This is a genomic window from Shewanella litoralis (genome assembly GCF_009828585.1).
Lineage (GTDB): Bacteria > Pseudomonadota > Gammaproteobacteria > Enterobacterales > Shewanellaceae > Shewanella > Shewanella litoralis.
Genome location: NZ_WSRZ01000009.1, coordinates 53516 through 65989, shown reverse-complemented (window position 1 = coordinate 65989; position 12474 = coordinate 53516). Strand labels below are relative to the sequence as shown.

The window sequence follows — 12474 nt, the reverse complement described above, 5'->3', positions numbered from 1 at the left end:
TGCTTAGCGCACTTTATATCGACGACGTATATTGCGTAAAACCCAGAATACCCACCACCAAATAAACAAACTGGATACTGCGGGTAAAAACATAGATAAATCAAACGGAGTTGCTCCTACTACCACAAATTCAACCCAGAATATCAATGCATGATAAATACAAATCAAACTGGCGATAACGAGCGACTGTTGCCAACGCGGATAATTACGTAAGCGTTGACATAATAATACGACAATATAAATCACCAGTGATAATGCTAATGAACGAATACCTAACGTCGCGCCCAACAATACATCGAGCATCACCCCAAGTATCCATGCGGTGAGAATACTGTATCGATGTGGTAATGCCATCGCCCAATACGCCATGACCATTAACAACCAATCTGGTCGCCAATCTTCTACCATGCTCGGTAATGGCATGATTTGAAACATCATTCCAATAAATAGGGTCAGCCACACCACTAAGCGGCCGCTGGTGATATGCGCACTCATTGGTTAACCTCATTGGTGTTAGATATCGGCGTTGACGATGTCGTCGTTGCAGGTTGGGTCGTTGTATTATTGACTGCTGGGTTTAGCGCTGGCTGGTTTGTAATCGGTGCTGTCACGGTATTAGACGCTGAACTAGGCGCGGTATTATTTACAGCCGGCTCCGTTCCAATGGTTGGCGTTGGTGACATTATTGTTGGTGTTGCTGTAGCGGCTTGCCCAGGCGGTTGCTCGCCAGTAGCTGGCACACTATTAGCCGGTACTGTATTTTGCGCCGCATTGGCAGGATCGGTGGCGACAACGCCAACCAAATCGGCCGGTAAAGTAAAAGGTTTAGTCTCATCAGGCCAAATCAATAACACATAACGAATACGGTCTAATGCGGCTAACGGCTGGGCATTAATTACTGCATAGCTTTGGCCATCGTCACGAGAGACACTAATGACTCTTGCCACAGGGTAGCCTTCAGGAAATCGATTACCTAAACCAGAGGTCACTAATAAATCACCGGCAATAATATCAGTACTTTTAGCCACATGGCGCAGCTCAATTTGATCAATATCACCCGTACCATTAGCAATCGCCCGCACGTCATTTCGGGTAACACGAACCGGAATACCGTGAGTCGTATCTGACACCATTAACACGCGGCTAGTAAATTCACTGACCTCAATAACCTGCCCCACAACGCCCTGAGCATCAACCACAGGTTGACCAACATAAACCCCAGTTTGCGAACCATGATTGAGCACCACAAACTGACGAAATGGATCGCTGGCCACTTCCATCACTTCGGCAACCACTTTGCGTGAATCCATGTGAACAGGAGAACCGAGCAGCGCACGCAAGCGTTCATTTTCTTGACGAACATGCTCAAAACGCTGTAAACGCTCAGACATCACCAATTGTTGGCGTAACAATTCTTTATTTTGCAACTCAAGCATATTGCGTGTGGCAAAGGCTTCAGCAGACCAATCAAGCATCACACCGGGAACATTGGCTAAATATTGTAATGGGCTTAACAAGGAGGATAATGATTGGCGGATGGGATCAAGACGATGGTTAGCAACAAGCAAAGCCACCGACAATATAATTGCCAGTGTCAGTCTAAATTGATTTGAAACGCCACGAACGAAAATTGGTTTCATAAATTGTGCGCGGCTTTGCTAGCACACATTGCGGTTAACAAAGCCACTTTGCAGTTAATCATTAATTCTCTTCTGAGAACAAATCACCACCATGCATGTCAATCATTTCAAGCGCTTTACCGCCACCACGAGCCACACAGGTCAGTGGATCGTCGGCAACCATTACAGGAATACCGGTTTCTTGCATCAGCAAACGGTCTAAGTCACGCAACAGTGCACCACCGCCGGTTAACACCATGCCACGCTCTGAAATATCTGACGCTAATTCTGGTGGAGATTGCTCTAATGCCACCATCACTGCACTGACAATACCCGATAAAGGCTCTTGCAGCGCTTCTAAAATCTCGTTGCTATTTAATGTGAAGCTTCTTGGTACACCTTCAGCAAGGTTACGACCACGAACTTCAATCTCAAGTACTTCATCGCCTGGGTAAGCTGTACCAATAGTATGTTTAATACGTTCAGCTGTGGCCTCACCAATTAAGCTGCCGTAGTTACGACGCACATAATTGATAATCGCATCATCGAACTTATCGCCACCAATACGCACAGATGAAGAATACACCACACCGTTTAGTGAAATAATCGCCACTTCTGTGGTACCGCCGCCGATATCAACAACCATTGAACCTGTTGCTTCAGAAACAGGCAGACCAGCACCAATTGCCGCCGCCATCGGCTCTTCGATTAGATACACTTCACGTGCACCAGCACCCATGGCTGATTCACGAATCGCACGGCGTTCAACTTGTGTAGCCCCAACTGGCACACAGACAAGCACACGAGGACTTGGGCGGAAGAAACTGTTGTTGTGCACTTGTTTAATGAAGTGCTGAAGCATTTTTTCTGTCACATAGAAATCGGCAATTACACCGTCTTTCATAGGACGAATAGCTTGAATATTACCAGGCGTTCGGCCCAGCATTTGTTTTGCATCAGTCCCGACTGCAGCAACTGACTTTGGCCCATTGCTATTGCGTTCGCCGCGAATGGCAACCACTGAGGGTTCGTTCAACACGATGCCTTCATCGCGAACATAAATAAGTGTGTTTGCCGTACCTAAATCGATCGATAGGTCGTTAGAAAAAATGCCGCGCAGCTTTTTGAACATGTATCAGGCCTGTATTCTGTGGAGTCAGAAGAAAGAAAAATCAGCTAACTTTATCAATGACACCCCTATTCTACAAGACCGAACAGGTTAACAATTGCTAATCTGGCGTTTTTTTTTACAAAAGCTTGTAAAAAAACGTCAATCGAGCAAATTTAATCCTAAAAAGCGTAAAAGCGATGCTTTTTTATGCCGATTATTGCCCGACCTCGCGCCAATAAATGATCCGATCATGGCCTCGGTAGCGACCAAAGAAAGCACTTGCTCTTGGGTCATCAAGTACTGTCGGACTGGCTTCGTCCCAATTCCAATACCATTTGAGCCAATTGTTGACTTGTAGTGGTGCTGTCACTTGACCCCGATATGCATCAGAACCTGTGTTTTGCCATAATAAAGTGAGTTGGCCATTATTCACAAAACTGCCCGCATCACTGCGTGTTACTGCTTGCCCAGCTGTTAATAAAGGTGCATAAATTTCAGAACCATCAAGTGGATCGATGACCTGGCTACAACTGTCGCTGGTATTGGTTATCCATCCTGCTCCATTCCAATATTGTGCATACGTTGACATGCGCAATATTTCGGTTTCTGGGCCAAAGGTATTGTCCATCACCACTCGCCCGTGACGAAAATCTTGGGTTGATATCTGTTTTGCATTGCAATCATTACTGTTTGTGCAAATATCACTGCTATCTGCACGCATATCAGGTGATGCGACAAATGACACACTGCCATCATTATCAGCAACCTGAACACCTATATCTAATTGGCTAAAGGGTCCGTCGACACCTGGCGCAATGATACGGCTAAGATTTGCTTGATACGTAATACCAACACTCGCCTCACCAAAACTCCACGAACTGGCATCGATTGGTAAAGTACTTAAGCGGCTGCTTAAATCAACGCCATCATTAAGGTTCTCTCCAACTAAACTGGCACTGGCTTTGGCAAAAGCCCCCTGATAATTCTGGGTGATATAAGAGCCAGTATTGTATGCACTTAAGGTAAGGGTTAAGCCAAAAGGCTGGTCCATATAGGTAAAGCTGCCACAACTTGGTAACACACTTGAGCCGGTAACGGCAAACCGGTCTGGTACAAATCGACCAATATTAGCTGATGCTGCCAGCGGAATATCGTAAAAACTCGAACCTAAATACGTGCTTGGTGGGTTAGCAGTAAATTTAAATACGCCGACCTCGGTTACGGATTGAGCCACCGTATTACTGTTAGTGGTTTGCGCAACATGATTGTATTCATTAGAACCTACAGCACCTAATACACCACCACTAGGCGCAACAAGCTGCTGACCTAGCACGATATTATTATGAGCATAATTGGGCGTATTAACGTTGTCGCAATAATTAGCATCGCCATCGACTTGCCATGCTTTACCTTGAATGACTAAATCAAACGATTCACCGGCTTTTTTATAGCGATTACAACTGCTGTTTCCTGCCGAGCACTCCGCGGTACTGTCTTTGGGTGCTACACACAATCCCACAGGGAAATTCACAAATTGATCAGAGCCCAGCATCACCAATCCTGCTTCATCGCCACTGCCAGTGTATTTTGCATCAAGCTGCATTTTGCCCGCATCGGGGTAGTTAACATCAATATTGGCTTTACCCGTTGCATCAAAAGCCAACGCAATCGAGGTCGCGGCCGAGCTTTGCTTGCCGACAGTGGTATTATTCACTGTAACCGACGACCCAATGATTGGCGTAACCGGTTCAATGTAAGTACTCCAAAAGCTGACATTTTTTGTGGTGTTGGCAAAGGTCGGAATACATTGCAAAGTTTCATCGGATTTTTTCACTGCACTAATGGCAATATTACCCGTAGGTTTATTGGCTAACTTATCTGGCACATCAAAAATAAAGCCACTGTCGGCAAAACTAAATTTACAGCTTGCAGTATTTAACGCACCTGAACCACTGCGGCACAAGGTATTACTGCCTGCGATAGTAGAAGGAACAGAAGATTTTACTCCTATCGTGATAGGTGTAATAACATTATTACGCAATGCAACTGTAGCAATGCCACTGTTAAACTGAACTAAATTAGTTTTAGCCGCATTGACGTACCACGATCCATTCGTGCTTGGATCAAGAGATAACTCAGCTTGTACGGGGTCGGTAAACAAATCACATGCAGCATTTTTACAGGCTTTAACGGTCATCGTCTCGGCCTTACAAGTCAGTGGAGAGCTAGTGTAATCAAACTCAAAATGATGAATTTGCTGGCCAACCTCTCTGGATTTAAGAGCGCAAACCTTAAAATTATCCATCTCATGATTATTGTTTGAGCCACCAGTTGAACCTGTTATAGACAAATAAAAGTCTTCAGGGACAGGAGCTTGCCCTGAAAAACTTAATGCATCAAAAGGCTCGATTAACGTTTCATAATTATCCGTAATACCATTATTCGTGGCATCGCGCAGCACTGAAACTATTGCTGTTCCTGACACTCTTGAGTCAATAATGATTTTATATTTATGATTTGGTTGAGCACTGGATGTACTCCGCACATCAATTTGGGGGCTAATATTGGCTTCCGTACCGGTTAAATACCGATAACTTGTGTTTGCAGAACCACGAATTGCCACTGCTTGCCGCCTAAACCCGGGACCTCCGTTTTTACCTTCGTTGGGACTAGAAAAATTACCGTATTCATCTAAAGCTATGCCTAACCAGCCACCAGCAAATCCAGGGGTACCGTTATTACGCGGGGCATAGCCTAAAGCACCACCAAAACTCCCAGGTTGTGGGGTAATACTGGCATCAGACAAAATAATTGCGATACCATCGGCTCCTGTGCCCGACTGGCTCGACCAAGCAAAATAATCAAACTCAATTTCAACTAAATTATTCGCTGCAGGAAATATACGTTGGTAAGTACTCGATGTCGCTTGATTGCCTCTAGCGGAGGTAAAACGCAGTCTATTGCTCACGATTGAGGGCGGCAATGAAGACCCTAATACCTTAAGCGCCCAATCATCACCAACGTCAGTACGATCAAAATTATCTGTAAAACATTCGCTAGGTTCCAACGCAACAAAGCTATAGTTTTCATTGAGATGATTACGTTCACTGTCACTATAGGTGTCTTCATCAACAAACATACTCACTGTATCGTTAGTTAGATGACAACGTCGCAGCCATCCCCCATTACCACCTAAGCGACTATTTTTACCCGCCACAAAGATTGGAGCATCAGTAAAACCGACTAACTCAGTTGTTTTTTTACATTGTTCAGTGATATTTCCCACTGAAGAACCATCAAGCGTATTGGAAGTACCAAAGTGATAATTGGTGTCGACACCATTTAACGTCATGCGACCGTTGGCAGTCATTGTACCGTTAGGGGTGCTCAACGATAAATAACCAATGGTTTCATTTTGAATTTGGCTATTATTTAAATCTCCAGGCTGACATCGATTATTACTTTTCACCTCAGAAGTATCTAACGCAAGCTTGATCCCCGAACTCGTAAACTCAGAGGTACTCGTTAACCAACAGTCATTATTCTGAGTTTGAATCTGATTCAACAACACATTTTGGCTTGCAGGTAAATCAACAGAGATATAGGGTGAGTTAGAACCAAATAATGCCTGATTATAATTAACTGAACCTGCAATGAGCTTGATGTCATTAGGCAGTTCATAGGTCCCTGGTGTGACGGCTATCCAATGTACTTCAGACATTTCAATTGGTGCTACGTAACGGTTATCAGGTGATACTGGTTTTTTTTGTGACCATGTGAAACCTTGTGCCGATACACTATCAATAAATACCGATGCTGGACCATCGTTAGTCGCGTCTTCGGTGGTTGGCATTAAAAAAACCAAAGGAGTTACACCTGAAGGAAATGACGTGTCAAATGTAATATTATTGGCATCTGCTTTACCATATTGAATATGAAAATCACTGTCATTTGCGTTGGCGCTATGTATCCAAAAAGCAACAATAATCGCGCTTAATCCCAGCCACACTTTTTGTAGTCGTTTAATTCCCACGCGCTTCTACCTCCACTTGGCGACTCACTCGTAAACATGTTGAGCTACTTGAGTTACCCGCACAATCACCGGTTTCGCATACCGCTAAGCTATTAATTCGATATTGAACAACACTGCCAACACTGGCGGTATTACAGCTAATGCTCACGCTACAATTATGAAATCCAACCGCGTTGCTCGGAGGCGTCCAAGATGAAGACACATTGCTGCAGGTTGCAGCACTGCCACTGAGCGGGAACAACTGCGCTAATGCCGCATCAGCACCACTATTAGCACTAAACAATGCTCGCGTGCCAAATACTTCCATATTCACAGACTCATCAGCATCGCCAACAATACGGATTAAACTCGCCGCTACTAGAAACATCACGGTTAACACAAAAATACCAATGATTAATGCGCTACCACGTTGAGCATGATGAGATAACTTATGCTTAGGGAACATTCATCACCTGCACTTGATGTTGATATTGAAACGTCTCACCATTAACTGTAAACAGTGGTTTTAAATGCACAATCGCATTAGTCACTAATGTTGCAGGAGTTAAAATAATGGCCGGATTAATCGTTAAGCTATTAGTGACATTTTGCGCCATTAGCACCCCTACGCCCATTGTTGTGGGCGTGGGTTGAGTGGCCTGATAACCGTAATTTTGATAAAGCCGCAATTCAACCGAACTCGCAGAGGTAACAAAGCAATAGCTTAACGGGCTATCGGCAACATATAAACGCATTAATGGTGAAGCTTCAGTAAATCGCACTGATTGAGTCAAGGTGATGGTTAATTGATCGCCCGTCTCAGACACACTTTGCACAATAAAGCGTTTCGCTGTTGTCCCTTGAGGGTTGTAAACTTCAGGATCGGTTAGCGGGTAAATCAATACTGACTGCCCTGCGCTAATTGGTCTAATGCTTTTGATTGCGGTAAGGCTATTGCGCGCAGTCTCAGGTACAAACGGCGCGTCAAGGTATGAGGTACTTGCTAAAATGGGTAGCAATTCAATACATTGATAACTGCCATCGGTTGCGGTTAACACCCGAATACTATTGGGCACTGCACGGCGAATGTCTCGGGTCATTCTTTCAATGCCAAAACGACTTTGACTCAGTACTTGATCGACCGCGCTCGACTCAACAAAAATACGGGTGCCAAATATCACAAAGCCACTGACGCCAATAATCACAACACCTAAAATCAAAATAACCGTGACCATTTCGATTAAGGTAAAACCAACGGCTTTAGCACGTGAATTCAACAGCATCAGTAATTACTCCTTACCGCTTGGTAAGTAATCACTTCATTGCTAGGTGTAGTGACATCTACGCTAATTAATTTTTGCGCCTTCGTTACTGAGTCGAGATAAGTCACCGACACTTGTATTTCATAATTAGGATAGGCCTGGGCATAAGTTTGGCTTGAGTCGAGCATCATGTCATCTTGATCTAAGCCATGGTAATCATCAACATCATTAAAAGCATCACGGCTTTCACCGTCAGGCCCAAGAAAAGGAGTTCCGTCAGTAGCTAAAGCATAAGAACAATCTAAACCGGCAGAAGCATTACACGCAGGAATACCACCATTGGCATTGGTATTTTGATCATAACGCTTACCCCAGATCTCATTCATGACCGAATGAGCGAGCTCAGCAGATTTCACACGTTGCAGCGTAGCGGCTGCCCTGTCGGCTTGAGGGAATAACATGCTGGTTAACATAACAATACCGATGCCAATGACCATCATGCCGATCACTAATTCGATTAACGTAAAACCGGCATTAATGCGACGAGCGGTGATGTTACGTTGCTTACAGAAGTTGACGATGTTCAAATCAAATTTATTGGGCATAAATATAGCCCTCAGATTCAACGGCAATAGCGAGTGTTTCATCTGCCACTGCATTAAAGCAATGACCAGAACACGCTGGTGAAATCATACGTCCCAGGCTGTCAAATGTAATCGAAAACACCTGGTTCGCAGTACTGGCAAGTGCGATGTGAGCACCACCACTAAAAGTTTGCGGCTGCTCAGTGCGAAATGGGTTACTACAACTATTACCGACTCTATTATTAAAGTAACGCAAGGTATAACCGCTTGCGTTCACGTCGACTTGGTAACATTGATCGGTATTTTGAATGGCTTTTAGCTGTACGTATCTGAGCTCACTGATAAACTCATTACGTAAGGTGAAGGCACTGTAGGAACTTGATCCGATTAAACGAGGTAAAATAGACACAGCAAGAATGCCGACCAAAATAATCACTGTAACTAACTCGACCAAACTAAACCCTCTGGAGGTTACACTTGGAGATATAGGTTTTCTGAATAAGCGGCTTCGTATTCTGCTGTAATTCATCGCGTTCATTCTGTCCTATATTTAAATGTTGCATCAATATCAATAAGAACGATTACTAAAATATGAATTGCTCACCAGCTCTAACAACTTAAGCGGCGATATTTTAGTTTGTTACAACTTTAGCAGTATGGCAAATTTAATGTTCGCGATCACTCAAACATGGTGATTTTATTATTTATTTTTGCCAAAAAAAAACCTGCAAAGCAGGTTTTTTTATTGCCATTTATTTAACAACCAGTTGTATTTAAGACATAAACTGGCGTTACCGTCGCTGTTGCATTTGTATACTGCAAATAACAAGCATTGACCGCTGATGTAGAAGCGATTTTACCTTTAGGGATAATTCTGAAAACTGCGTTACTCACACGACGTACGCCCCAATCACTAGTAACTACGGTAGTATCGTCAGCTAGAGCTTCAAAATCTGACTCTAAAGCGGCCTCTAAATTTGTTTCAATTGCCTCTACCGACGTTGATGACGCAATGTAACCATAAGCCACATTGACTGTTGCTGGGACAGTAACACTAGAACTCGCTAAGGTATTACTACCGGCAATAATCGATTTTGAATAAACTAAACTATTAGCACCTTGAATAGCGGCTTTCATTCCGCTTAACGCCGACACACGTGCATCACTTTGTAAGTTAATAAACTTAGGCGCTGCAGTGACCGCTAAAATACCGAGAATAATGATCACAACCACTAATTCGATTAATGTAAAACCTTGTTGCTTTTGCATATAAAACACCTCTATTCAAATGACTCTTTATCCATACATTAATGGATCAATCGACTTGGTGGTTAAAATTAATTATTGGTAAAAGAAACGACTTGTCCAGTACCTGGGTTATATGTCACGCCTTTAGCCCCTGCAGTAGATAAATCAGGTGTTGGTGTTGCGACACCGTTGGCCTGATTCAGCACTAATGAAGCCACCTGATGATATACACATAAATCAAGGTTGTTCACAGTAGCGCCATCAATACTAGTTGATGATCCACCCGTCGCATTAATCACGCGCACTGTGTAACGCTGATCACTCGCATCTTGATTGAACAACACGTTACGTGGTGCATTTTGCAATACAGAATCAAACACTTCCTGGCATGACGCATTAGTCATTGCGGTTGCACTAGTATTTGTAGTGCCGGTAGGGAAACCAAAACGAGTATCTAATGACACAGTCGTCCCATCTAATACCACACTGGTATTACGACGACCATCGACTTCCCACTGTGCACGCACAAAGCTTACTGCGGTGGCTAAACCACCTGCAACACCATCAACACTGGCATCTTCGGCATCATCGGTAACATTTAAAAAGCGTGGAATTGCTGTTGCCGCTAATAAGCCTAAAATGACAATCACAATAACTAACTCGATTAATGAAAAACCTTGTTGTCTTAATTTCATATTACCTCACTTTTTAAATGTTCTTATAATAGACAAAAATACTAATACGCCTATAACTTACATAATATTAGCAGCTTATTAAACTTTTAACGCTAGCGATAGTTTTTTTACTTTTGCGCTGATAAAAATATCACCCGTCCGGTTTGTAACTGGTAGCTTAAACTCGATTGATTGGGTGAAACATAGCGACACACCTGCTCATTTTTTTGATAAACAACAGTTAACGCTAATTCAGTGGTGCTCGTCGCCAGCAATTGCTGCCAAAGCTGGTTACATCCTTTTTCATCATAGGTGTCAACAATAGGCCAACCCTTAGGTGATATTTGAATCCAATTGTTTGTGCCGATTAAATCCGCTTCTGTAGAATCTAATTGCCCAAAAGCGCTAGGCTGTCCAGTTTTTGACGATTCAACGCCTGCATTGCCCTTTGTATCATTAAGCACATTTGGTGCCACATCGTACCAGGATAATAACATTTTTTTAGGCCGACCCGAAGTTAACCACTGACTTCGTACCATGGCTAAGACATTCAAAAGCCGATTATGTTCAAAAGCTAAACCTTGGCTGGTTAAATTTGGCGCAGTATTAATATAACGCGCGCCCAATATCGCCAATACAACAAGCAACACGACGATAGCGACTATTTTACCATACACGCTAAGCAAATCATCATCGGCCTTTTGTTGACTTAACATAGTGTTATCCAATGAAGTGTGAACATGTTGAGTTTACCCACCTTTCACTACTTTTAGCATATCCCACATTGGTAAATAGATACCTAGCGCAAGGATCAACACAATACCGGCAACAAAACCAATTAAAATAGGTTCTAATTTTGCGGTTAGGTTTTTTAAATCGTAATCAACTTCACCTTCATAAAAGTCTGCCGCATCATTGAGCAGCTGATCGATTTGGCCGGTTTCTTCACCCACCGCAACCATTTGCAATACTAAAGGGGTAAACAAATGGCTGGCATTTGACACTCTTAGCATCGACTCGCCCGACTCAATGCCACGGCGCATCCCGACAATTTTGTCATGCATGTAGGCGTTATCAACTGCATCGGCAACTAAACTTAGCGCTTGTGTCATTGGCACGCCCGCACTGAGCATCATAGAAAAACTCCGGCAATAGCGTGACAAAGTTGAGCGCTCAATAATTGAACCCACTATTGGAATGTGTAACTTCCACAAATCCCACTGTTTCTCGCCCTTTTCGGTATGATGCCAATAACGTATACCAATAAACGTACCGATTAAGACCACCAACATCAATGGCCAATAATTCACAAACAGGTTTGAGGTGGCGATGAGTATTTTAGTGGCCCAGGGTAAATCTGCGCCAAAACGCGAAAACATATCGGCAAATTTAGGGATGACCATAATATTGAGGATAATCATCGCAAGTGTAATCGCTATCAGTACAAAAATAGGATAACGCATCGCCGCTTTAATACGTCGACGAGTTTCTTGTTCGCGCTCAATGTAATGCGACAATTGAATAAAAGCATCTTCTAATTTACCGGTATTTTCGCCCACGTGGATCATAGACACAAATAAAGAATCAAACACATCTGGGTGCTGGTTCATCGATGAAGATAAAGGCCGACCAGAGGTTAACTGCTCAGAGATATCATCTAAAGCATGCTTCATTCGTTGCGAATGAGTGGTTTCAGACAACCCGGCAATCGCCCGCAAAATAGGAATGCCTGAACGCGTCAACGAGTAAATTTGTCGCGTAAAAATTTGTAACTCTTCTAATGAGACCTTGCTCTGAAACAACGCCATTGAAAACGATTGCTTAGGCTTAACCTCGGTGAGCTCTAAGGGAATAATGCCGCGAGACAGCAAGATATCTGCCGCCGCACTTTCAGTCGCTGATTCAAGCTGCGCTGTTACCGCTTTACCTTGCGCATTACGACCACGATATTGATAAGTAGGCAT

12 protein-coding genes are annotated in these 12474 nt (G+C 43.4%); all 12 read right to left on the bottom strand.

Going from position 1 to position 12474, the window contains the following annotated elements; translation table 11 throughout:
• Positions 1-3: 3 nt before the first annotated feature.
• A complete protein-coding gene (gene mreD / locus GQA99_RS09205; RefSeq protein ID WP_160053597.1) occupies positions 4-495 on the bottom strand; it encodes a rod shape-determining protein MreD in 492 nt (163 codons plus the stop codon).
• Positions 492-1640, bottom strand: coding sequence for a rod shape-determining protein MreC (gene mreC, locus GQA99_RS09200; RefSeq protein WP_229785860.1), 1149 nt, complete (start codon positions 1638-1640; stop codon positions 492-494). The genes mreD and mreC overlap by 4 nt, the downstream gene beginning before the upstream one ends.
• A 61-nt stretch (positions 1641-1701) precedes the next feature.
• Complete coding sequence (locus GQA99_RS09195; RefSeq protein WP_137224785.1) at positions 1702-2751, bottom strand: rod shape-determining protein; 1050 nt, start codon at positions 2749-2751, stop codon at positions 1702-1704.
• Between the two features lie 193 nt (positions 2752-2944).
• The gene (locus GQA99_RS09190; RefSeq protein WP_229785861.1) at positions 2945-6763 is read right to left on the bottom strand and encodes a DUF6701 domain-containing protein; all 3819 of its coding nucleotides are present in this window, start codon (positions 6761-6763) and stop codon (positions 2945-2947) included.
• On the bottom strand, positions 6753-7208 hold the full coding sequence (locus GQA99_RS09185; RefSeq protein ID WP_160053596.1) for an MSHA biogenesis protein MshP: 456 nt from the start codon (positions 7206-7208) through the stop codon (positions 6753-6755). The genes GQA99_RS09190 and GQA99_RS09185 overlap by 11 nt, the downstream gene beginning before the upstream one ends.
• Positions 7198-8025 (bottom strand): PilW family protein, encoded by an 828-nt coding sequence (locus tag GQA99_RS09180; RefSeq protein WP_160053595.1) that lies wholly within the window; start codon positions 8023-8025, stop codon positions 7198-7200. Before GQA99_RS09180 ends, GQA99_RS09185 begins: the two co-directional genes overlap by 11 nt.
• Positions 8025-8609, bottom strand: coding sequence for a prepilin-type N-terminal cleavage/methylation domain-containing protein (locus GQA99_RS09175; protein ID WP_160053594.1), 585 nt, complete (start codon positions 8607-8609; stop codon positions 8025-8027). Before GQA99_RS09175 ends, GQA99_RS09180 begins: the two co-directional genes overlap by 1 nt.
• Positions 8599-9117 carry a type II secretion system protein gene (locus GQA99_RS09170; RefSeq protein ID WP_160053659.1) on the bottom strand — a complete coding sequence of 173 codons (519 nt, stop codon included), beginning with the start codon at positions 9115-9117 and terminating at the stop codon, positions 8599-8601. The genes GQA99_RS09175 and GQA99_RS09170 overlap by 11 nt, the downstream gene beginning before the upstream one ends.
• Before the next feature lie 227 nt (positions 9118-9344).
• Positions 9345-9857 carry a type II secretion system protein gene (locus GQA99_RS09165; RefSeq protein WP_160053593.1) on the bottom strand — a complete coding sequence of 171 codons (513 nt, stop codon included), beginning with the start codon at positions 9855-9857 and terminating at the stop codon, positions 9345-9347.
• A gap of 68 nt (positions 9858-9925) precedes the next feature.
• Complete coding sequence (locus tag GQA99_RS09160) at positions 9926-10531, bottom strand: pilin (RefSeq protein WP_160053592.1); 606 nt, start codon at positions 10529-10531, stop codon at positions 9926-9928.
• A 107-nt stretch (positions 10532-10638) separates the two neighbouring features.
• Positions 10639-11226 carry a hypothetical protein gene (locus tag GQA99_RS09155; RefSeq protein ID WP_160053591.1) on the bottom strand — a complete coding sequence of 196 codons (588 nt, stop codon included), beginning with the start codon at positions 11224-11226 and terminating at the stop codon, positions 10639-10641.
• A 33-nt stretch (positions 11227-11259) separates the two neighbouring features.
• Positions 11260-12474 (bottom strand): type II secretion system F family protein, encoded by a 1215-nt coding sequence (locus GQA99_RS09150; RefSeq protein WP_160053590.1) that lies wholly within the window; start codon positions 12472-12474, stop codon positions 11260-11262.

Bases quoted from the DNA above. Each gene is read 5' to 3' on its own strand.
- mreD (WP_160053597.1), bottom strand. From the start codon at position 495: ATGAGTGCGCATATCACCAGCGGCCGCTTAGTGGTGTGGCTGACCCTA.
- mreC (WP_229785860.1), bottom strand. From the start codon at position 1,640: ATGAAACCAATTTTCGTTCGTGGCGTTTCAAATCAATTTAGACTGACA.
- GQA99_RS09195 (WP_137224785.1), bottom strand. From the start codon at position 2,751: ATGTTCAAAAAGCTGCGCGGCATTTTTTCTAACGACCTATCGATCGAT.
- GQA99_RS09185 (WP_160053596.1), bottom strand. From the start codon at position 7,208: ATGTTCCCTAAGCATAAGTTATCTCATCATGCTCAACGTGGTAGCGCA.
- GQA99_RS09180 (WP_160053595.1), bottom strand. From the start codon at position 8,025: ATGCTGTTGAATTCACGTGCTAAAGCCGTTGGTTTTACCTTAATCGAA.
- GQA99_RS09175 (WP_160053594.1), bottom strand. From the start codon at position 8,609: ATGCCCAATAAATTTGATTTGAACATCGTCAACTTCTGTAAGCAACGT.
- GQA99_RS09170 (WP_160053659.1), bottom strand. From the start codon at position 9,117: ATGAATTACAGCAGAATACGAAGCCGCTTATTCAGAAAACCTATATCT.
- GQA99_RS09165 (WP_160053593.1), bottom strand. From the start codon at position 9,857: ATGCAAAAGCAACAAGGTTTTACATTAATCGAATTAGTGGTTGTGATC.
- GQA99_RS09160 (WP_160053592.1), bottom strand. From the start codon at position 10,531: ATGAAATTAAGACAACAAGGTTTTTCATTAATCGAGTTAGTTATTGTG.
- GQA99_RS09155 (WP_160053591.1), bottom strand. From the start codon at position 11,226: ATGTTAAGTCAACAAAAGGCCGATGATGATTTGCTTAGCGTGTATGGT.
- GQA99_RS09150 (WP_160053590.1), bottom strand. From the start codon at position 12,474: ATGCCTACTTATCAATATCGTGGTCGTAATGCGCAAGGTAAAGCGGTA.